This window comes from Neorhizobium sp. PAMB6630 (assembly GCF_058242775.1).
Window position 1 is genome coordinate 1551226 of record NZ_CM177836.1, and the last position, 19983, is coordinate 1571208.

The window sequence follows — 19983 nt, forward strand, 5'->3', positions numbered from 1 at the left end:
AACAGGATATCTCGGCCGGACTTTCCTTTCGGCCGGGCGCATCGCATCGGCCATAACTCTTACTTCATGACCTGGAACGACGATGCTCGATATCAAGTGGATCCGTGAAAACCCCGAAAGCCTCGACGAGGCCCTGAAGAAGCGCGGTGCCGAGCCGCAGGCTGAGGCCATCATTGCGCTGGACGAAACCCGTCGCGCGGTGATCCAGCAGCTGCAGGACATGCAGTCGCGCCGCAACGCCGCCTCCAAGGATATCGGCGCCGCCATGGCGCAGAAGAATTCGGAACTGGCCGAAAAACTCAAAGCCGAAGTCGCAAGCCTCAAGGACACGATGCCGGCGCTGGAACAGCAGGAACGTGAGGCAATCGCAGCGCTGGACGATGTCCTGTCGCGCCTGCCCAACATTCCCTTCGATGACGTGCCCGTCGGCCGCGACGAGCATGACAACGTGGTGGCGCGCGTTACCGGCGAAAAGCCGCTGTGGAACCATCCGGCCAAGGAACATTTCGAGATCGGTGAAGGTCTCGGCATGATGGATTTCGACCGGGCGGCAAAACTGTCCGGCTCGCGATTTACGGTGCTGACCGGCCAGCTTGCAAAGCTGGAGCGGGCACTCGGCCAGTTCATGATCGATCTCCACACCAGCGAGCACGGTTATACGGAAGTGTCTTCGCCGCTGATGGTGCGCGACGAGGCGATGTATGGCACCGGCCAGCTGCCGAAATTTGCCGAAGACCTGTTTCGCACGACCGATGGCCGCTGGCTGATCCCGACGGCGGAGGTGACGCTGACCAACCTCGTGTCCGGCGAAATCCTCGAGCAGGAAAAGCTGCCGCTGCGCTTTACGGCGCTGACGCCGTCGTTCCGCTCGGAAGCCGGTTCTGCCGGTCGCGATACGCGCGGCATGTTGCGCCAGCATCAGTTCTGGAAATGCGAACTCGTGTCGATCACCGATGCTGAAAGTGCGGTTGCCGAACATGAGCGCATGACGGCCTGCGCCGAAGAAGTGCTGAAACGTCTTGGTCTGCATTTCCGCACCATGGCGCTTTGCACCGGCGATATGGGGTTCAGCGCCCGCAAGACCTACGATCTGGAAGTCTGGCTTCCGGGGCAGAACACCTATCGCGAAATCTCGTCCTGCTCGGTCTGCGGCGATTTCCAGGGCCGCCGCATGAACGCCCGTTACCGGGTGAAGGACGACAAGGTGCCGAAATTCGTTCACACGCTGAACGGTTCGGGCACGGCTGTCGGCCGCTGCCTTATTGCCGTCATGGAAAACTATCTGAATGACGATGGGTCGGTGACGGTGCCGGACGTTCTGGTTCCCTACATGGGCGGCCTGACCCGGATCGAACGGAGCGCGTGACGCAAAAGCCATGCGGATACTGCTGACCAATGACGACGGCATTCATGCCGAAGGGCTGGCGGTGCTGGAGCGCATCGCCCGCACTCTTTCCGACGATGTCTGGATCGTGGCGCCGGAAACCGACCAGAGCGGTCTTGCCCATTCGCTGACGCTGTCGGAACCGCTGCGGCTGCGAAAGATCGCCGACCGGCATTATGCCGTGCGTGGTACGCCGACCGATTGCGTCATCATGGGGATCCGTCATGTGCTGGACGTCAAGCCGGATCTCATCCTGTCGGGTGTGAATGCCGGCTCCAATATCGCCGACGACGTGACCTATTCCGGCACGATTGCCGGCGCCATCGAAGGCACGATCCAGGGCATCCGCTCGCTGTCGCTGAGCCAGGCGGTGCGCCGTGACGGCGAGATCCGCACCATTCCGTGGGAAATCGCCGAAACCCATGCACCGGCGCTGATCGGCAAGCTTCTGCAGGCAGACCTTCCGGGCGGCACCTTTCTCAACCTCAATTTTCCCGCCTCTCCGCCGGATGAGGTGGACGGCGTTGAGGTGACGAGCCAGGGCCGGACGGATTTCGCCCTGGTGGTGGAAGAGCGTGAGGACAGTCGCGGCAATCCTTACTTCTGGCTGCGTTACCCGGTCCGTTCGGGACAGTTCGCACCGGGCACCGATATCCATGCGGTGAGCGCGAACAGGATTTCGGTGACCGCGCTGAAGCTCGATCTGACCGATCATGGCGCGCGCGATGCGGTTCTGCAGGCTCTGGGAGTGGATGCTTGAAATCCGCGATGATCGAGAAAGAAGGGTTTGCGGCGCTGGTTCTGCGGCTGAGGGCGCAGGGCATCACCGATCTTGATCTGTTGACGGCCATCGAGCAGACGCCGCGCAGCCAGTTCGTGCCACCGCAGTTTTCCAGTGATGCCTATTCCAGCCGCAGCATTCCCATCGACTGCGGCTCCTTCATGGAAGGGGCGGATCTTGCCGCACGGCTTCTGGCGCAACTGCATGTGAAACCCGGCCACCGGGTGCTGGAAATCGGCACTGGCAGCGGTTTCATGGCCGCCGTCATCGGGCGCATTGCGGAGCGCGTCTTGACCGTCGAGCGTTATCGCACGCTGGTGAAGGCCGCCCAGTTGCGCATGGAAGCGCTCGGGCTTCGCAACGTCATCATTCGTCAGGCAGACGGCACGCACGGACTGCAGGGAGAGGGCACGTTCGACCGGATCCTGGTCACCGCCGCGTTTGAAAGCATACCGCGCTTTTATGCCGAACAGCTGGTGCATGGCGGCTCGATGGTTGCGCCGCTGATGACCGATGGCGAAAATTGCATGATGGTGCGTCTCACCAAGACCGGTAGCCGCTTCGAGCGCGAAGACCTGTTTCCAGCGCCTTACCTGCCGCTCGCCTCACATATCGCGCTGCATCTCTAAGCCGCGTTGTTCCACAGCCCGCGGTGTCCCGATCGGTCAAAGCCGATTCATGGTTATCAATTTATCAAAAAAATGCAGGACGGACCCGCGCCTTAACCCGACGGTAAGACTAACGGGCTTTAATGATCGTCAAGTTAGTTGCGTCGTTTGGGTCGGGTCATGCGTTTGAACAATTCATCGAATATGAGAAAGTCAGCCGTCCGCGTCGCCGTGGCAGCGTTCCTTGCCAGCGCGGCAACGGGGTGCAGTTCCGATGCCACGCGTTTCTCAGGCTTGATGCCCGGAAGCGACGACATCACGACGGCATCCATTCCGCAGCGCCAGGGGGGCGGGGCTTATGGTCCGGCACCGACGCCGCAGGATGATGTCGGTGGTTATACGGCCTCTGCCGCACCGCAGAACGGTGGTTATGCCCAGCAGCCTTCCTATCCGCAGCAGCAGCAGGCCTATCCGCAGCAGGGCGGTTATGGTTCAGCCAGTGCGTCGCCGGCCCGCCGTGCGGCCGCCCCGGTTGCCATCCAGCGTGCAGAACTTGCACCGCCAAGCGACAGCGGTTCCAACCTGCCGCCGGCCCGCGAAGATCTTTCACGCCAGCAGGCTATGGTGCAGCCGGCACCTGCTGCTGCATCGCGCCGTGCCGCCAGCGAAACTGTCCAGAGTGGTTCCCCGTCCGGCTGGTCGACCGTCAACGCGCCGCGCATCGCCATGCGTCCCGGCGAGACGGCAGCAGTCCTGTCGCAGCGTTACGGCGTGCCGGAAAAGGAAATCCTGAAAGCCAATGGCGGGCAGCTGACGGCCGGCCAGATGGTCGTCATCCCCACCTATGCAGCACGTTCGAACACGGCACGGGCTGCCTCCGGCTCCATCGATCTGCCGAACGACGGCAATGTGCCGACGCCGTCCCGCGAGCCGGCCGATAAGGTTGCCGTGCTGCCGGGCGCGCAAAGCTCACGCGACAAGATGCAGGCCGAAGCCGGCAAGCTGACCCCGCCGTCTGGTGGTGGCCAGCCGGTTCCGCCGAAGGGCTCCTATGTGGTCAAGCCCGGCGATACGCTGTCCAAGATCGCCCGCGCCACCAACACGCCGATCGATCGCCTGAAGGCGGAGAACGGCTTGACCGATGGCGGCATCCGCATCGGCCAGACACTGAAGGTCGCCAATGGCGGTGACGCCGTGAAGACGGCATCGGCCCCGCAGGCTGCTCCGGCCAAGATTGAACCGGTGTCCGTACCGGCTCGCGAGGCAGCCGTCGCCAAGGCACCGGAAAAGCCGGCACAGACCCAGACCGCGAGCCTTTCCGACGTGGAAAGCAAGGCCGATGTCAGCACGCCGGCACCGTCTGCGACGGGCATCGAAAAATACCGCTGGCCGGTGAACGGCGCCGTGATTGCCGCCTACGGTTCGAACGTCGATGGCAACCGCAATGACGGTATCGACATCTCCGTGCCCGAGGGCACGCCGATCAAGGCGGCTGAAAACGGCGTTGTCATCTATGCCGGCAACGGCCTGAAGCAGCTCGGCAACACCGTTCTGGTTCGCCACGACGATGGCAAGGTGACGGTCTATGGCCACGCCGGCAACATCAACGTGACGCGCGGTCAAAAAATCCAACGCGGCCAGACGCTTGCCACATCAGGCATGAGCGGCGATGCAAAACGCCCGCAGGTGCATTTCGAAGTGCGCAAGGATGCAACGCCGGTCAACCCGATGACCTTCCTGGAATAGGAAAGACCACGGGCTCAACCGCCCCAAAGGATAAAAATTGCCCTCGCAGTTGTTTTGCGTATCGAGGGGATCGGAGAAAGCCCGGCATGTCCGGGCTTTTTTCATGCGCGTTTTTGGGGGAGCTTAAGCCCGGTGAAGCGGCTTGCGCAGGCGCCCGGCAAGATCCTGGATATATTGCCAGGCGACACGGCCCGACCGACCGCCGCGGGTGGTTGCCCATTCCAGCGCCTCGTGATGCAGCGTCTCAGGCGCCAGACCCAGATCGAAATGGCTGGCGTAACCATCGATCATGCCGAGATAATCTTCCTGGCTGCACTTGTGGAAGCCGAGCCAGAGGCCGAATCGATCCGACAGCGACACCTTTTCCTCGACAGCTTCCGATGGGTTGATCGCCGTCGACTGCTCGTTCTCCAGCATGTGGCGCGGAAGCAGATGGCGGCGGTTGGAGGTGGCGTAGAAGAGAACATTGTCCGGACGCCCCTCGATGCCGCCGTCGAGTGCCGCCTTCAGCGACTTGTAGGCGGTGTCGTCGTGATCGAAGGAGAGGTCATCGCAGAACACGATGATACGCTGGTCCGAAACCTTCAGAATGTCGAGGAGGGCGGGGAGCGAGGAAATGTCTTCCCGGTGAACCTCCACCAATTTGAGGGCGGCGGCCGTCGAAGCCTTCACATCCGCATGCACGGCCTTGACCAGCGAAGATTTTCCCATGCCGCGCGCGCCCCACAGAAGAACGTTGTTGGCCTCATAACCTTCCGCGAACCGCAGCGTGTTTTCATGAAGGATGTCGCGCACGTGATCGACGCCGCGAATGAGGGAAAGCGCCACCCGGTTCGGGCGTGCCACCGGCTGCAGGTATCGGTTGGCAGGCACCCAGACGAAACAGTCGGCCGCGGCCCAGTCGTTGACGGCGGGCGCGGGGCCGGCCAGACGGTCCAGCGCATCGGCCAGCCGGCGCACCTCGGCAATCAGTTCGGCAGTTGCGTCCACGGTCATCTTCATCTCCTTGGTACGGCGGCACGGGCCGGAAGCGTCAGGGCAGGCGGCGTTTGCGCTTTTCCTCGGCGGTAGCATGGCGTTTTCCCCATCGAAAGGGTAAGAGGCCTGAATTCGGTACGCCCTGAGCCTTCGTTTCTGTTGCATTCGCCTTGATCGCAACTATATTCCGGCGGCTTGAGACGGGGGTACCTCCGTCATCCAATTCCGGGAGTTATCGATGTTCATTACTGAAGCATTTGCCCAGGCCGAAGGCGCAGCCCCGTCTGCATCTGCATTTGGCTCCGGCCTCGAAATGCTTTTCCTCTTCGCGCCGTTGATGGTGGTCTGGTATTTCTTCCTCATCCGTCCGCAGCGCGCCCAGTTGAAGAAGCGCCAGGAAACCCTGTCGAACATCCGCCGCGGTGACCAGGTCGTTCTGGGCGGCGGCATTTCCGGCAAGGTGACCAAGGTCATCGACGATACGGAACTGGAAGTGGAAATCGCCGAAAACGTCAAGGTTCGCGTGCTGCGCACCTACGTGGCTGAAGTCCGCGTCAAGGGCGAGCCGGTCAAGACCGAGAAGGCCTGACCGTCTACCCGGGCTCGGCGTCCGCTTCAGGCGGACGCCTCTCTGACCCTGCCAGAACATCGAGATCGCAATGCTATACTTCTCCCGCTGGAAGACCCTATTCATCTGGTTCGTGATTGCCGTCAGCCTGCTGATCGCAGCCCCGAACATGTTCAGCAGCGAGCAGTTGGCAAAGCTCCCCGGCTGGTTCCCCACCAAGAAGGTGACGCTCGGTCTCGACCTTCAGGGCGGATCGCACATCATGCTCAAGATCGAGCGGAGCGATATCGTCAAGGAACGGCTGGAAACCATCGTTGGCGACGTGCGCAACGTGCTGCGCGAAGCCAATGTGCGCTATACCGGCCTCAATGGCACCGGCCAGCAGATCCAGGTCCGCGTGACGGATGTGGCGCAGCTTCAGGCGGCGCGCGATGCCTTGCAGCCGCTGCTTCAGCCCGTTTCGGCCGGCACCTTTGGCGGCAGCATCACGGAACTGTCGCTGGATGACAGCGGCGATGGCCAGCTGCGCCTGACGCTGACCGATGCCGGCATTGACTACCGTATGTCGTCTGCGGTCACGCAGTCGATTGAGGTGGTACGCCGCCGCGTCGACGAGCTTGGCACCACCGAGCCGCTGATCCAGCGCCAGGGCAATGATCGCATCATCGTGCAGGTGCCGGGTCTTCAGGATCCGCAGCGCCTGAAGGCGCTTCTGAACCAGACCGCCAAGCTGTCCTTCCATATGGTCGATACCACGATGCCGGTGCAGGAGGCTTTGAACGGCCGCCCGCCCGTCACATCGCAGATCATGTATTCGACCGATGATCCCGCTGTGCCCTATCTGGTGGAGCGTCGTGCGCTGGTTTCGGGTGAAAACCTTGTCGATGCGCAGGCAAGCTTCAACCAGCAGACAAACGAGCCGGTCGTCACCTTCCGCTTCGATTCGCGTGGTTCGCAGCGGTTTGCCCAGGCGACCCAGCAGAATGTCGGCCGTCCCTTTGCCATCGTCCTCGACGACCAGGTGATCTCGGCGCCTGTCATCCGCGAACCGATTATCGGCGGTTCCGGCCAGATTTCCGGCAATTTCTCGGTTCAGGGCGCCAATGACCTTGCCGTCCTGCTGCGCGCCGGTGCGCTTCCGGCAACACTGACCGTTGTCGAAGAACGCACGGTCGGTCCGGGCCTCGGTGCCGATTCCATCCGCGCCGGCGTCGTCGCCTCGGTGATCGGCGCGGTTGCCGTTGCCGGCTTCATGTTTGCCTTCTACGGCTTCTTCGGCCTCCTCGCCAATCTGGCACTTGCCATCAACATCGTGATGATCCTTGCGGTCCTGTCGCTGATCGGCTCGACGCTGACGCTACCGGGTATTGCCGGTATCGTGCTCACCATGGGCATGGCGGTCGATTCGAACGTGCTGATCTACGAGCGTATTCGTGAAGAAGTGAAAAGCGGCAGGTCCCTGCTGCCGGCCATCGATAGCGGCTTCAAGCGCGCCTTTTCCACCATTATCGACGCCAACCTGACGACGCTGATTGCAGCCGTGGTGCTGTTTTATCTCGGCTCCGGTCCGGTGCGTGGTTTTGCCGTTACGCTTGCCGTTGGTATCGTCACGACCGTCTTTACCGCCTTCACCTTCACCAGCTGGCTGTTTGCCGTCTGGGTGCGCCGCGCAAAGCCGAAGCAGCTGCCGAAGGGTATCCGCACCGGTGTATTTGATGGTCGCGGCCTGCCGTTCATGTCGATCCGCCGTTACACGTTCCTTGCCGCAGCGGCTCTGTCCATTGCTGCCTTGGTCAGCTTCGTCGGCGTTGGCATGAACCTCGGCATCGACTTCCGTGGTGGTTCCATCATCGAGATGAAGGCCCGCCAGGGCGATGCCAACATCGCCGATATTCGTGCCCGCCTTGACCAGTTGAACCTCGGTGAAGTGCAGGCCCAGGGCTTTGGCACGCCGCAGGATGTGCTGGTGCGTGTGCAGGCGCAGGATGGCGGCGAAAATGCCGAGCAGTCCGCGCTCGCTCGTATCCGCGGCGATCTGGAAGCCGATTACGAGTTCCGCCGCGTGGAAGTGGTCGGCCCCTCGGTTTCGAGTGACCTCACCTATACGGCAACGCTCGGCGTCGGCATCGCGCTTCTCTTCATCCTCGTCTACATCTGGTTCCGCTTCGAATGGCAGTTTGCCGTCGGCGCCATCATCGCCACGATGCACGACGTGATCCTGACCCTTGGCCTCTTCGTGCTGACAGGGATCGAGTTCAACCTGACCAGTATCGCGGCCATCCTGACCATTGTCGGTTATTCGTTGAACGATACGGTGGTGGTCTACGACCGAATGCGCGAAAACCTGCGGCGTTATAAAAAGATGCCACTGTCGGACCTCATCGATATCTCGATCAACCAGACGCTGTCGCGCACGGTTCTGACCGGCCTCACCACGATGATCGCGCTCTCTGCGCTTTATATCTTCGGCGGCGAAGTCATCCGGTCCTTCACCTTTGCGATGCTGTTTGGTGTGGCTGTCGGTACGTTCTCGTCCATCTATATCGCAGCACCGGTGCTGATTGCCTTCAAGCTTCGCACCGATACCTTCGATACGGACGAGAACCGCAAGACCAAGACGGACAAGAGCTTGCCGTCCGGCAAGCCGAGCGCCTGATCCTTGGCCCGGCCTCCTGAAATCCGCGATGCCCATTTTCCCGGGCGCGCGCCAATCGATGCCTATGGCAATGGCGGTTTCCGCTTTGCCGACATGTCGCATCGCGGATCTCTTCTCTGCCTCCCCTCGGGCGTTTATGGCTGGGATATGGAGGAAGGGGCGGCACTGACGGCAGACGCGTTTTCACGTGTGCTGCAGGAGGCTGGCGTGGAGTTTCTCCTCGTCGGCACGGGAAAAGATCTGCGCCCGCTGCCGGCACCGCTGAAGGCGGCCTTCCGGGCGCGGGGCATTTCCTCCGATTCCATGGGAACCGGAGCGGCGGTTAGAACGTACAACATCATGCTCGGTGAAATGCGGCCCGTCGCTGCGGCCCTCATCGCCGTCTGAGCGGTCTGCCTGCAAAGGCAGGCGCAATTCTAAGGCCCGGAGACCGGATGTGACGTCTGCGCCAAGCGACCATTTCGATATATGCCTGTCGACACTGCGCGAGACGGATCGGGACCGTTATCTCGCCTGCCTTCTGTCGCCTGAGGAAAAACGCGGGCCGCTTGCCGCCCTCTACGCCTTCCACGCCGAAATCGCCCGTGTGCGCGATGTCATCCAGCAGCCGCTTGCCGGCGAAATTCGCCTGCAATGGTGGCGTGATCTCCTGGCCGGTGAGGCGAAAGGCGAGGCGAGCGCCAATCCGATTGCCGCAGCCCTCATGGAAACCGTCGAGCGTTATCACCTGCCGCGGCCTGTGCTGCTGGCGATGATCGAGGCGCGTGTCTTCGACCTCTACGACGATCCGATGCCGGATAAAAATGCGCTGGAAGGGTATGCTGGCGAAACGGCCTCGGCACTGATCCAGCTTGCCGGTCTGGTCCTTGATGCGCCCTCTGCCATGGCAAGCTCTGAAATCGCCGGTCATGCCGGCGTGGCGCAGGCCATCGCCGGTCTTCTCCTGCTGATGCCGCTCCATATCAGGCGGGGCCAGGTCTATCTGCCGCAGGATATTTTATCCGCCACCGGGCTCAACCGGGATCGGTTTCTGGCGGGGGAGCCGGCTGAGAACATCGGTCATGCCATCGAGGCGTTCGCGGGTCTTGGTCTCGATCACCTTCAAAAAGCCCGCAGAGCCGGACGGATTCCGGCGCCGGTGCTTGCCGCATTCCTGCCGGTTGCGATGGCCGAGCCGGTGTTGCGTCGCGCCGTGAAGCTGAAGGCGGGCGTGCTGACAGCCGATCTGCAGCCGGCCCAGTGGCGCCGGCAACTTCGCATGGCGCGCACACTTGTCTTGAAGAGAATCTGATCCATTCTCCTTCCTGTCACGTCCGCACAAGCCTCGCGGGCTAAGCGGGGCTGGTGACGCCTCATCGGGAGAGTAACGTGGCACTGGCAACCTGGTCGATCATCGGCCTTCTGGTCATTCTCATCGCCTATTACGCAACGCGCATGGCAAATGAGCGCGAGGAGGCGGACCGGCATGATCCGAGCATGGCGATCCTCGAATTCGGCCGCGCCTATCCGACGGAAGCCATTCGCAACCTGCATGAGACGGAAGACGGATCAGCGATCTTCGTGCGTCTGCACGACAACAAGGCGGGCATCATGCGCAACCGCCGTTCCCATTACGCCTGCCATCTGATCGAGCCCGGGCGCGTGCGGGTGACGCCGTTGGATCATGAGCGTGGACTGAACCTTCAGTTTCTCGATGCGCCGGCGCATGACGACAGTTTTGTTTTCTCGACCGCTGCGGAAGCGGCAGAAGTGTCGCTCTGGCTCCTCGGCAATTACGTGGCGCCGGAGTTGCAGCAGCTGGAAAGCAGCGTCTGAGGCGGGTTGTTTAACCCGCCATCCGTAGCCGCGCCAAGGCTCAGACCGAAGCGTCTTCTTCTTCGACCACTGGTGCTTCCACGACAGGCACCGGCTTGCCGAGCCAGGCAGCGCAATCGGCAAGCGCCCGGCGCGCCATCAGCTGGCGTTTCATGATCGTCTTGTCCTTGCCGCGAAAACGCTTCAGGCCTTCCGGGCGCACGATGGAGCCGGGGGCAAGATCGGGAAACAGGCCGAAATTGATGTTCATCGGCTGGAAGGAGCGTTTTCCGGGCTCGTCCTCGGAGACGATATGGCCACCGGTGATGTGATTGAGCAGGGCACCAAGGGCCGTGGTGGCAGGCGGTGCGGAAATCGTTTCGCCCTTGCGCTCGGCGCTGGCAAAGCGGCCTGCCAGAAGCCCGATGGCGGCACTTTCCACATAACCTTCGCAGCCGGTGATCTGGCCGGCAAAACGCAAGGCGGGTCGGCTCTTCAACGTCAGGCTCTGGTCGAGCAGCGTCGGCGAGTGGATATAGGTGTTGCGGTGCAGACCGCCGAGCCGTGCGAATTCGGCATTCTGCAGGCCGGGGATCATGCGAAAAATTTCCGCCTGCGCGCCATATTTCAGCTTCGTCTGGAAACCGACCATGTTGTAGAGCGTGCCGAGCGCATTGTCCTGGCGCAATTGCACCACGGCATAGGCCTTCACCGTCGGGTTATGCGCGTTGGTGAGGCCCATCGGCTTCATAGGCCCATGGCGCAGCGTCTCGCGACCGCGCTCGGCCATGACTTCAATCGGCAGGCAGCCATCGAAATAGGGCGTGCCTTCCCATTCCTTGAAACCAACCGTGTCGCCGGCAATGAGGGCGTCAACGAAGGCATCGTACTGGTCCTTGTCCAGCGGGCAGTTGATGTAGTCCTTGCCGTTACCGCCGGGGCCGACCTTGTCATAGCGCGACTGGTACCAGCAGATATCCATGTCGATCGAATCGCGGTGGACGATGGGCGCGATGGCATCAAAGAAGGCGAGCGCATCCTTGCCGGTCTGGTTCTGGATGCCGGCCGCCAGTGCCGGCGAGGTGAGGGGGCCGGTGGCAATGACCGTCAGGTCCCATTCGGCTGGCGGCAGGCCCTGTACTTCCTCGCGCACCACCGTGATCAGCGGATGGCCGGAAATCGCAGCCGTCACGGCATCGGAAAAACCGTCGCGGTCGACGGCCAGCGCGCCGCCGGCCGGTACCTGATGGCGATCGGCGCAAGCCATGATCAGCGAGCCGGCAAGCCGCATTTCCGCATGGATGACGCCAACGGCATTGGCCGTCGCATCATCGGAGCGGAACGAATTGGAGCAGACGAGTTCGGCAAGGCCGTCACCCTTGTGGGCATCGGTGCCGCGCACGCCGCGCATTTCGTGCAGGACGACGGGCACGCCGGCTTCGGCGATCTGCCATGCGGCTTCCGAGCCTGCAAGGCCGCCGCCGATGACGTGAATGGGGGAAAAGGAGGTCGTGTTCATGGCCGGCTCATTATCACGAGCCGGCCCGCCGTCCAACTGCAAAGGCAATGCATCGATTGCCTGAACACCACGATCAGGCTACCGGCGTGCAAAGCTCGATCAGCAACCCGTCCGGGCAGCGCAGATAGGAGACCACCTGTCCCCACGGCTTTTCCGTGGGTGCCGAAAGTTCCTGTGCGCCACAGGCAAGCGCCCTTGCGTGAGCGGCCTCGACATCGTCGGTCACCAGCGCGATTTCCATGCCAAGCGGTTTTGGCGAGGAATGTGCGGAGACATGACCACCGGGAAAATTGCTGTCGCCGAGTGCATCCGCGGCAAAGGCGATGGTGGTTTCGCCGCTGTGCAACTCGCCATAGGTGCCGCTGCCATGCAGGAAGCGCGTGGCAAAGCCGAAGGCTTCGCTGAAAAAGGCCAGCGATTTTGCAACATCCGGGACATAGATGATTGTGTAGCCAAATCTCATCTCAGGGTCTCTTGATGGAGGGTTCTTGCAGCATCAGGTCCCGGCCGGCGGCGCCATGTCGCGGGCCAGCGCATTGTCCAGATCGTTGGCGCGGCTCCAGGCCTGGCGCTTAACGACGCGGGCGGCATAGTCTGCGAAAGCCGGGCGACGATCGATCGTGCCGAATTGCAGGCCCCAGCTGATCTGCGAGCCGAGATAGACATCGGCAGCGGTGAAGCGGTCGCCGGTGATATAGGGCGTGCGCGACAGAAGTGCTTCCAGTGTGTCCATCACCGTCTCATAGGTGTCGTAGCCCACCATGCGCCGCTTGTCGGCGGGAACTTCGATGCCGAGATTTCGATTGGTCACGGCTGCCTCGACCGGGCCGGCGGCAAAAAACATCCAGCGGTAATAAGCGCCGCGCTCCTCCGGCGTCTCAGGCAGCAATCCCGCCTGCGGAAAGGCGTCGGCGAGATAGGCGATGATCCCTGCGCATTCGGTCACCACCGTCTTGCCATGCGTCAGCGCCGGCACCTTGCCCATCGGATTGATGGCGCGGAACTGCGGCCCCTTCATCTCGGCGCCGTATCCGATCACCTCGACGCGGTAAGGCTCCCCAGTTTCCTCCAGCATCCAGCGCGCAATGCGTCCGCGTGACATCGGGTTGGTGTACAGCACGAGTTCCATGGATGTTTTCCTCTCTTTGTTCTTTTTATGTTCTAGGGACTGTGGGGATTCATCGTGAGTTGATCACAGCCGCTGCCAGATAGATCATGGCCTGAAAGCTCTGGTCCGTTTTACATGCTCGCATAGCGATGCGCTTGAACTCTTTGAGTTTGCAGAAGAAGTTTTCGATCAGGTGTCGCCATTTGTAAATTTCGGTGTCGATTTGGAGAGGCACTGATCGACGTGGATGTTGCGAGATGACGATTTTCGCGCCGCGCTCGTTGAGATCGGCCAAAATGTTGTTGCTATCGAAAGCCTTGTCTGCAAGTAGCGCACCGAACTCAATGCCATCGATGAGCGGCGCGACGCCGACCGTGTCGAAGCGATGGCCCGGCAGCAATTCGAACCGGACCAAATTGCCTAAAGCATCGGTCAGTGCCAGGATTTTGGTTGTCATCCCACCTTTTGAGCGACCAATGGCCTGGCTCTGAGTCCCCCTTTTGCGCCCTGACCGTGTCGGTGGACCTTGACGATGGTGGCATCCACCATGGCGTATTCCATGTCCGGTTCATCAGAGAGGGCATCGAATATGCGTTTGAAAATGTCGGCTTCACGCCAGTCGCGAAACCGACGGAATGCCGTGCTCCAGTTGCCAAACGCAGCGGGCAGGTCACGCCATGGGCTGCCCGTGCGCACAATCCAAAGCACGGCTTCAATGAACAGCCGGTTGTTTCTGCCGCTGCGACCGGGATCCATAGGTTTTCCCAGACAATGCGGTTCTATCTGCGCCCATTGGGCGTCTGTCAGTACAAAACGATCCATCCAAAGCGTGAATCACATTCGCGCTGATTTGTGAATCCCCACAGACCCTAGTTTGGCGGCATGATGCGCGTGTGACAAGAAAAAGTCGGGTAAAAAGAAACCCGGCGCAAGGCCGGGTTCCAGAGAGTGTCGAACCTGAAATGGCTCAGGCGGCCATGGCGGCGCGCAGGTTTTCGTCCACCTTGTCGAGGAAGGCGGTGGTCGACAGCCAGGGCTGGTCGGGGCCGATGAGAAGGGCAAGGTCCTTCGTCATGTAGCCGGATTCAACCGTGTCGATGCAGACCTTTTCGAGCGTCGCGGCAAAGTTTGCCAGTTCCGCGTTGTCGTCCAGCTTGGCGCGGTGGGCAAGGCCACGCGTCCAGGCAAAGATCGAGGCGATCGAGTTGGTCGAGGTTTCCTGGCCCTTCTGGTGCTGGCGGTAGTGGCGCGTCACCGTGCCATGCGCAGCTTCCGCTTCCACCGTGCGGCCGTCCGGCGACAGGAGAACCGAGGTCATCAGGCCGAGCGAGCCGAACCCTTGAGCCACCGTATCCGACTGCACGTCGCCGTCGTAGTTCTTGCAGGCCCAGACGTAACCGCCGGACCACTTGAGTGCCGAAGCAACCATGTCGTCGATGAGGCGGTGTTCGTAGACGATGCCGATTTCCTCGAACTTCGCCTTGAATTCGGCCTGGTAGACTTCTTCGAAGATATCCTTGAAGCGGCCGTCATAGGCCTTCAGGATGGTGTTCTTCGTCGACAGGTAAACCGGCCACTTGCGCATCAGGCCGTACATCATGGAAGCGCGCGCAAATTCGCGGATCGATTCGTCAAGGTTGTACATGGCCATGGCGACGCCTGCGCCCGGCGCGTTGTAGACTTCCTTTTCGATGACTTCGCCATCTTCACCAACGAACTTGATCGTCAGCTTGCCCTTGCCGGGGAACTTGAAATCGGTTGCCTTGTACTGGTCGCCGAACGCGTGACGGCCGACAACGATGGGCTTCGTCCAGCCGGGAACGAGGCGCGGCACGTTCTTGCAGATGATCGGCTCGCGGAAGATGACGCCGCCCAGAATGTTGCGGATGGTGCCGTTCGGGCTCTTCCACATTTCCTTGAGGTTGAATTCCTTGACGCGCTGTTCGTCAGGGGTAATCGTGGCGCACTTGATGCCGACGCCGTGCTTCTTGATGGCGTGGGCTGCATCGACCGTCACCTGGTCGTTGGTGGCATCGCGGTTTTCCACCGAGAGGTCATAATATTCGATATCGAGATCAAGGTAGGGCAGGATCAGCTTTTCTTTGATGAACTGCCAGATGATGCGGGTCATTTCATCGCCGTCGAGATCGACGACCGGGTTGGCAACCTTGATCTTGTTCATGTATCAGCCTCTTCGATGTGCGGGACAAAGCCCCTGATAGGATGGACGGAAGTCTCGTGCGCTATAGCATTGCCGCAGCCGAACGCAAAGCCGTGGTGGAACAATTGCCATTGCCAAATCAACCCGCCCGGATAATCTCCAGGCACCTCCAGCCAGGGACATGACGCACATGCGGACCGCACCGCTCGCTCTTCTTATTCTCGCTCTTTCAGGCCCAGCCGGGGCTGCCGATGTCACCGATCCGGTGCGCAAGGTGATGGATATCACCGAGACCAACTGGAAGAGCGTTGATACCGGGTGGAAGTTCATCTTCGATGCGGATCCGCTGTCGAAACTGTTCAGCAAGCGGTTCCAGGCAGCCTACAAGGAGGCCTCAAAGCATCCGGCCTATGACACGGAAAACAATGAGCCGGGTGACCCCTTCGGTTATGACGTGGTGACCAATTCGCAGGACGGTTGTCCGCTCGAAGAGGTATCCATCGTCCCGGCTCCGGCCAAGGACGGCATGACGGAAGTCAAGGTGCGCTTCAAGCAGTGGACCTGCATCGACGAGGCGGATATCAAGAATTCGGTGAGCGAGGTCGATTTCGATGTCGTAACGGAAGGCGGAAAGCCTGTTATCGACGATATCCACCGGGTCGCCGAGAACGAGCGTGATTCGGTACTTGCCGAAATGCAGAGCCTGGCCAAGGGGCAGCAATAGGCTTTTCCCGGCCCTCTTGCCGCACGCTGGCAAGATCATAAAAAACGCAAGGTCGCGGGGTTCGGTCACATCCCCTTCCGCAAGACATGGCACAACAGACGATATGGCATCGAGAATTTCCCTGATCGACTGGCTCTATTCGATCGATCCGGCCCTGTCGCGCGCCCGGATGGGCGGCCGAGTGACACTCGGCATCGGGCTTTCGGTGGCAGCCCTCGTCGCCATCCATCGTTTTGCGCTTCCCTTGCCGCCGATTGCCTTCGGCCTTGCCATCATCCTCTCCATCGAAGGGGGCGTTGCGGTGCGGGATCGCACGCCGCGTGGCCAGCTGGTAACGCGGCTTCTCGGCGGGCTTGCGAGCCTTGGCAGCATTGCGCTTGCCAGTTCGCTGGAGGATCACCGCTACCTCTCGGATTTCGCCTTCCTGGCGATCGTGTTTGTGGCAAGCCTTGCCCGGGTTTATGGGCCGCGCGGTTTTGCCATCGGCATGTTCGCCTTCACCTCCTATTTCCTCAGCGCCTATCTGCGGCCGGGGCTGGACGAGCTGCCGCTGGCAGCGCTTGCGCTGCTGGTGGCTGTGCTGGTCGGCCACGGCGTGCGCACCCTGCTTTTGCCGGACAATCGCGGCCGCGACCTTTTGCAGGCGATGATTGCCATGCAGGGGCGCGTCAACGATATCCTGGTGCGGCTGGCGCTTCTGGCGCGCGCGCAGGTGACGCTCGACGAGGACCGCACCGAGCTGATGGAACTGCAGGAGCGGCTGAAGGAAGTATCCCTGATGGCCGAGGCGCTGTTGCCGCGCACCGGCGAAGGCACGTTGGACGAGGCGGACCAGAACGTCATGGACATTGCCATGGCGATCTTCGACCTGCATCTGGCAACCGAAAGTGCGGTGGTTCTGAGCGTCTATAATTCGGCCCCCTTCGGTCTTGTCCATGCGGTGCTGGAAGGCAAGGAAGAGGCGGTTGCGGAATGGGCGGGGATCGTGGATGACACGCCCGACCGGCACTTGAGCGAAACCATTTCCATCTTCGAACTGTTGCACCGGGTGCGGGTGCGCTTTGCGGCCCTCATTGCCGAAGGTTCCCGCGACCAGTTCCGGTCGCTGTCGCCGACGCGCGAAGGCCGGGTGCGCCAGCCCCGCGATTTTTCGCTGAAGAACCCGCTGGTGCGTGCTGCGCTCCAGATCACGATCGCCTCCGGCATTGCCATGGTGTTCGGCCTGATGCTGTCGCGCGAGCGCTGGTTCTGGGCGGTTCTGACGGCCTTCCTTGTTTTTACCAACACCAAATCGCGTGGCGATACGGCAGTCCGGGCACTGCAGAGATCGACGGGAACGCTTGCCGGCATCGGCGTCGGGCTCGCTCTCGCCTCGCTGCTGCAGGGCGATCTCACGGGCAGCATTATCGCCGCCGGCATCGGTATTTTCCTCGCCTTTTATGCCTTGCAGGCCTCCTATGCCGTGATGACCTTTTTCCTGTCGATCGTCATCTGCGTGATCTATGGCCTGATCGGCACGCTGACCCATCAGCTTCTGTTGTTGCGCGTCGAGGAAACGCTGATCGGGGCGGTGGCCGGCACAGCGGTTGCCTTCGTGGTGTTTCCCTCGCGCACCCGCGAAACGCTGGAGCTTGCACTGGCCCGCTGGTACGACATTCTGGGCGATCTCCTGACGGCGGCTCGCAATGACGCGCCGGGTCCGGAGCTGATCGAGCGCTCGCGCCGGCTGGACATCGCTTATGCCGATCTGGCCCATGCTGCCCGCCCGCTCGGAGCTGCCTGGCCCATCGTCACCAAGCCCGGGCATGTGCGCCAGACGCTGGCGGTGTTTCTGGCCTGCACCTACTGGGCGCGCATGTTTGCCCGTGGCCAGACGCTGCCGGAATTTGCCATGCCCGAACGCGACCGCGCCGTGATCGAGGAGTTGATCGCCAAGCTGCCGTCCGCGCGCGAGGTGAGGGCAAAGCCGTTCTACGAGGGCTTCAAGGCGCGCCGGCAGGTTCTCGATCATTTGCCGAGCCTCAGTCGGGGCGCAAAGCAGGGGCTCGACATGATCGGCATCACGCTGTCGCGCCTGTCCAGCTGAAGGCGGACACGAAGGCTTAAGGCTTGCAGTTGTCGGCCCCGGGCGATATTGCGCCCGCAAGACTAGATGATCGGACAGGACGACCATGGCAGGCACCAATAGCGAACGCATTCTTCTTGCCGAAGGCCCGGCGGTCATTCTCGTCGAGCCGCAGCTGGGCGAGAATATCGGCATGGTGGCGCGCGCCATGGCCAATTTCGGGCTGGCGGAACTGCGGCTCGTCAATCCGCGCGATGGCTGGCCGAGCGAAAAGGCGCAAGCCGCCGCCGCCAAGGCCGACCACGTGATCGCCGGCACCACGGTGTTTGCAACGCTGGAAGAGGCCGTCGCCGACCTCAACTTCGTTTATGCGACAACGGCCCGCAACCGCGACGGCTTCAAGCCCGTGCGCGCGCCCGTCACGGCTGCCGCAACATTGCGCGCCCGGTTTGGCGCCGGCGAAAAGACCGGCATCCTGTTCGGGCGCGAACGCTGGGGCCTGACGAACGAGGAAGTGGCGCTCTCCGACGAGATCGTCACTTTCCCGGTCAATCCCGCTTTTGCCTCGCTCAACATCGCCCAGGCCGTGCTTTTGATGTCCTATGAATGGATGAAAAGCGGCATGGAGGATGTGGAAGCGACACCTTTCCAGCAGGTGGACCAGAAGCCCGCCACCAAATCGCAGCTGCTGGGCATGATCGAGCAGGTGGAGGAGGCGCTGGACGCGCGCAATTATTTCCATCCGCTCACGAAAAAACCAAAGATGATCGACAATCTCCGGGCTGTGCTGTCGCGGCCGGGATTTACCGAGCCGGAGATCAGTCTTCTGCGTGGCGCATTTACCTCGCTCGACCGGTTCACGCGGCGCTGGGCCAAGGGCAAGGGGCCGCAATCGGCTGAGGGGCCAGATGACGGGAATGATACTGCATCCGAGTGAGGCAACGGCGCTTGAAAAGCCCGCGCGGGCAAAACCCGTGCTGGTGTTTGATTCCGGCATTGGTGGCCTGACGGTGCTGCGCGAAGCGCGCGTGCTGATGCCGGAGCGCGGTTTCATCTATGTCGCTGACGATGCGGGTTTTCCTTATGGCGGCTGGGAGGAGGGGGCGCTTCGGGCGCGCATTCTTTCCCTGTTTGCCGATCTTCTTAAAACCTATGACCCGGAAATCTGCGTGATTGCCTGCAACACGGCCTTCACGCTTGCCGGTGCAGCGCTCAGAAACGCCTTTCCGCAAATGACATTCGTCGGCACCGTGCCGGCCATCAAGCCCGCCGCCGAGCGAACCCGCTCCGGCCTCGTATCGGTGCTGGCGACCCCCGGCACGGTGAAGCGCGCCTATACCCGCGATCTTATCCAGTCCTTTGCCAGCCAGTGCCATGTGCGGCTGGTGGGGTCGGAAAACCTCGCACGCATGGCGGAAGCCTATATTCGCGGTGACGCGCTGGACGATGCGGCCGTCAGGGCGGAGATCGCGCCGTGTTTCGTGGAAAAGGACGGCGCTCGCACCGATATCGTTGTGCTCGCCTGCACGCATTATCCGTTCATGGCCAATCTGTTTCGCCGTCTCGCCCCCTGGCCGGTCGACTGGCTGGACCCGGCTGAGGCGATTGCCCGCCAGGCCCGCCGCCTCGTGCCGGCCGTTGACGGGGCCGAGCATCCGGAGGAGGGCGATTTTGCCGTCTTCACCTCAGGCAAGCCGGATTTTTCGACCCGCCGCCTGATGCAGGGTTTTGGATTGAGCCTTTCCTGAAGTGCAAGGGGCATTTGTTGCGTTTGCGCAACAAATATGAGTAAATCTCTGCAATTCTCAATTGCGCTCTTGCCTGGCTTTTTGACCCGTGGCATTTTGCCGCCATCCGCAATTTCAAACTCAGGGAGGCGACCAATGGATAC

At 61.6% G+C, this 19983-nt stretch carries 19 protein-coding genes; 13 read left to right on the plus strand and 6 right to left on the minus strand.

Annotated features, from left to right (window positions below; all coding sequences use genetic code 11):
- The first annotated feature begins 82 nt into the window (after positions 1 to 82).
- The 4 genes from serS to AC4CWF_RS07340 all read left to right on the plus strand — a co-directional run bounded on the left by serS (position 83) and on the right by AC4CWF_RS07340 (position 4519).
- Complete coding sequence (gene serS / locus AC4CWF_RS07325) at positions 83 to 1366, plus strand: serine--tRNA ligase (protein WP_491284481.1); 1284 nt, start codon at positions 83 to 85, stop codon at positions 1364 to 1366.
- Between the two features lie 10 nt (positions 1367 to 1376).
- Complete coding sequence (surE, locus tag AC4CWF_RS07330) at positions 1377 to 2144, plus strand: 5'/3'-nucleotidase SurE (RefSeq protein WP_491284483.1); 768 nt, start codon at positions 1377 to 1379, stop codon at positions 2142 to 2144.
- 8 nt (positions 2145 to 2152) lie between these two features.
- Positions 2153 to 2794: a protein-L-isoaspartate(D-aspartate) O-methyltransferase gene (locus tag AC4CWF_RS07335; protein ID WP_491284485.1), complete on the plus strand. Its 642-nt coding sequence runs from the start codon at positions 2153 to 2155 to the stop codon at positions 2792 to 2794.
- Between the two features lie 183 nt (positions 2795 to 2977).
- Positions 2978 to 4519 carry a peptidoglycan DD-metalloendopeptidase family protein gene (locus tag AC4CWF_RS07340; protein WP_491284486.1) on the plus strand — a complete coding sequence of 514 codons (1542 nt, stop codon included), beginning with the start codon at positions 2978 to 2980 and terminating at the stop codon, positions 4517 to 4519.
- A gap of 123 nt (positions 4520 to 4642) precedes the next feature.
- Here AC4CWF_RS07340 and AC4CWF_RS07345 read toward each other — a convergent pair whose 3' ends face one another.
- The gene (locus AC4CWF_RS07345; RefSeq protein ID WP_491284488.1) at positions 4643 to 5515 is read right to left on the minus strand and encodes an ATP-binding protein; all 873 of its coding nucleotides are present in this window, start codon (positions 5513 to 5515) and stop codon (positions 4643 to 4645) included.
- 220 nt (positions 5516 to 5735) lie between these two features.
- Between AC4CWF_RS07345 and yajC the strand changes: the two genes are divergently transcribed.
- The 5 genes from yajC (at position 5736) to AC4CWF_RS07370 (ending at position 10536) form a co-directional block, all read left to right on the plus strand.
- Complete coding sequence (yajC, locus tag AC4CWF_RS07350; RefSeq protein ID WP_491284490.1) at positions 5736 to 6086, plus strand: preprotein translocase subunit YajC; 351 nt, start codon at positions 5736 to 5738, stop codon at positions 6084 to 6086.
- Positions 6087 to 6156: 70 nt separating this feature from the next.
- A complete protein-coding gene (gene secDF / locus AC4CWF_RS07355; RefSeq protein ID WP_491284492.1) occupies positions 6157 to 8721 on the plus strand; it encodes a protein translocase subunit SecDF in 2565 nt (854 codons plus the stop codon).
- A gap of 3 nt (positions 8722 to 8724) precedes the next feature.
- Entirely contained in the window at positions 8725 to 9108 is a 384-nt protein-coding gene (locus AC4CWF_RS07360; RefSeq protein WP_491284494.1) for an Mth938-like domain-containing protein, read from the plus strand.
- Between the two features lie 49 nt (positions 9109 to 9157).
- Entirely contained in the window at positions 9158 to 10012 is an 855-nt protein-coding gene (locus AC4CWF_RS07365; RefSeq protein WP_491284495.1) for a phytoene/squalene synthase family protein, read from the plus strand.
- A 77-nt stretch (positions 10013 to 10089) separates the two neighbouring features.
- The gene (locus AC4CWF_RS07370) at positions 10090 to 10536 is read left to right on the plus strand and encodes a hypothetical protein (RefSeq protein WP_491284497.1); all 447 of its coding nucleotides are present in this window, start codon (positions 10090 to 10092) and stop codon (positions 10534 to 10536) included.
- A gap of 40 nt (positions 10537 to 10576) precedes the next feature.
- Here AC4CWF_RS07370 and trmFO read toward each other — a convergent pair whose 3' ends face one another.
- The 5 genes from trmFO to AC4CWF_RS07395 all read right to left on the minus strand — a co-directional run bounded on the left by trmFO (position 10577) and on the right by AC4CWF_RS07395 (position 15324).
- Positions 10577 to 12034 (minus strand): methylenetetrahydrofolate--tRNA-(uracil(54)-C(5))-methyltransferase (FADH(2)-oxidizing) TrmFO, encoded by a 1458-nt coding sequence (trmFO, locus tag AC4CWF_RS07375; protein WP_491284499.1) that lies wholly within the window; start codon positions 12032 to 12034, stop codon positions 10577 to 10579.
- A 73-nt stretch (positions 12035 to 12107) separates the two neighbouring features.
- Positions 12108 to 12497, minus strand: coding sequence for a VOC family protein (locus tag AC4CWF_RS07380; RefSeq protein ID WP_491284501.1), 390 nt, complete (start codon positions 12495 to 12497; stop codon positions 12108 to 12110).
- A 33-nt stretch (positions 12498 to 12530) separates the two neighbouring features.
- Entirely contained in the window at positions 12531 to 13163 is a 633-nt protein-coding gene (locus AC4CWF_RS07385) for a glutathione S-transferase family protein (RefSeq protein ID WP_491284503.1), read from the minus strand.
- 49 nt (positions 13164 to 13212) lie between these two features.
- A protein-coding gene (locus AC4CWF_RS07390; protein WP_491283882.1) for an IS5 family transposase occupies positions 13213 to 13964 on the minus strand; the annotation gives its coding sequence in 2 pieces (ribosomal slippage) (positions 13213 to 13634 and positions 13634 to 13964; 753 coding nt in all).
- A 145-nt stretch (positions 13965 to 14109) separates the two neighbouring features.
- Entirely contained in the window at positions 14110 to 15324 is a 1215-nt protein-coding gene (locus AC4CWF_RS07395) for an NADP-dependent isocitrate dehydrogenase (protein WP_491284505.1), read from the minus strand.
- Between the two features lie 169 nt (positions 15325 to 15493).
- Between AC4CWF_RS07395 and AC4CWF_RS07400 the strand changes: the two genes are divergently transcribed.
- The 4 genes from AC4CWF_RS07400 (at position 15494) to murI (ending at position 19840) form a co-directional block, all read left to right on the plus strand.
- Positions 15494 to 16027 (plus strand): hypothetical protein, encoded by a 534-nt coding sequence (locus AC4CWF_RS07400; RefSeq protein WP_491284507.1) that lies wholly within the window; start codon positions 15494 to 15496, stop codon positions 16025 to 16027.
- 103 nt (positions 16028 to 16130) lie between these two features.
- Positions 16131 to 18113: an FUSC family protein gene (locus AC4CWF_RS07405; protein WP_491284509.1), complete on the plus strand. Its 1983-nt coding sequence runs from the start codon at positions 16131 to 16133 to the stop codon at positions 18111 to 18113.
- An 85-nt stretch (positions 18114 to 18198) separates the two neighbouring features.
- Positions 18199 to 19029 carry an RNA methyltransferase gene (locus tag AC4CWF_RS07410; protein WP_491284511.1) on the plus strand — a complete coding sequence of 277 codons (831 nt, stop codon included), beginning with the start codon at positions 18199 to 18201 and terminating at the stop codon, positions 19027 to 19029.
- Positions 19001 to 19840 carry a glutamate racemase gene (gene murI, locus AC4CWF_RS07415; protein WP_491284513.1) on the plus strand — a complete coding sequence of 280 codons (840 nt, stop codon included), beginning with the start codon at positions 19001 to 19003 and terminating at the stop codon, positions 19838 to 19840. The genes AC4CWF_RS07410 and murI overlap by 29 nt, the downstream gene beginning before the upstream one ends.
- The last annotated feature ends 143 nt before the right edge of the window (positions 19841 to 19983 follow it).

What these genes read in the sequence shown, in the direction of transcription:
- serS (WP_491284481.1), top strand. Translation starts at nt 83, where the DNA reads ATGCTCGATATCAAGTGGATCCGTGAAAACCCCGAAAGCCTCGACGAG.
- surE (WP_491284483.1), top strand. Translation starts at nt 1,377, where the DNA reads ATGCGGATACTGCTGACCAATGACGACGGCATTCATGCCGAAGGGCTG.
- AC4CWF_RS07335 (WP_491284485.1), top strand. Translation starts at nt 2,153, where the DNA reads ATGATCGAGAAAGAAGGGTTTGCGGCGCTGGTTCTGCGGCTGAGGGCG.
- AC4CWF_RS07340 (WP_491284486.1), top strand. Translation starts at nt 2,978, where the DNA reads ATGAGAAAGTCAGCCGTCCGCGTCGCCGTGGCAGCGTTCCTTGCCAGC.
- AC4CWF_RS07345 (WP_491284488.1), bottom strand. Translation starts at nt 5,515, where the DNA reads ATGACCGTGGACGCAACTGCCGAACTGATTGCCGAGGTGCGCCGGCTG.
- yajC (WP_491284490.1), top strand. Translation starts at nt 5,736, where the DNA reads ATGTTCATTACTGAAGCATTTGCCCAGGCCGAAGGCGCAGCCCCGTCT.
- secDF (WP_491284492.1), top strand. Translation starts at nt 6,157, where the DNA reads ATGCTATACTTCTCCCGCTGGAAGACCCTATTCATCTGGTTCGTGATT.
- trmFO (WP_491284499.1), bottom strand. Translation starts at nt 12,034, where the DNA reads ATGAACACGACCTCCTTTTCCCCCATTCACGTCATCGGCGGCGGCCTT.
- AC4CWF_RS07380 (WP_491284501.1), bottom strand. Translation starts at nt 12,497, where the DNA reads ATGAGATTTGGCTACACAATCATCTATGTCCCGGATGTTGCAAAATCG.
- AC4CWF_RS07385 (WP_491284503.1), bottom strand. Translation starts at nt 13,163, where the DNA reads ATGGAACTCGTGCTGTACACCAACCCGATGTCACGCGGACGCATTGCG.
- AC4CWF_RS07395 (WP_491284505.1), bottom strand. Translation starts at nt 15,324, where the DNA reads ATGAACAAGATCAAGGTTGCCAACCCGGTCGTCGATCTCGACGGCGAT.
- AC4CWF_RS07400 (WP_491284507.1), top strand. Translation starts at nt 15,494, where the DNA reads ATGCGGACCGCACCGCTCGCTCTTCTTATTCTCGCTCTTTCAGGCCCA.
- AC4CWF_RS07405 (WP_491284509.1), top strand. Translation starts at nt 16,131, where the DNA reads ATGGCATCGAGAATTTCCCTGATCGACTGGCTCTATTCGATCGATCCG.
- AC4CWF_RS07410 (WP_491284511.1), top strand. Translation starts at nt 18,199, where the DNA reads ATGGCAGGCACCAATAGCGAACGCATTCTTCTTGCCGAAGGCCCGGCG.
- murI (WP_491284513.1), top strand. Translation starts at nt 19,001, where the DNA reads ATGACGGGAATGATACTGCATCCGAGTGAGGCAACGGCGCTTGAAAAG.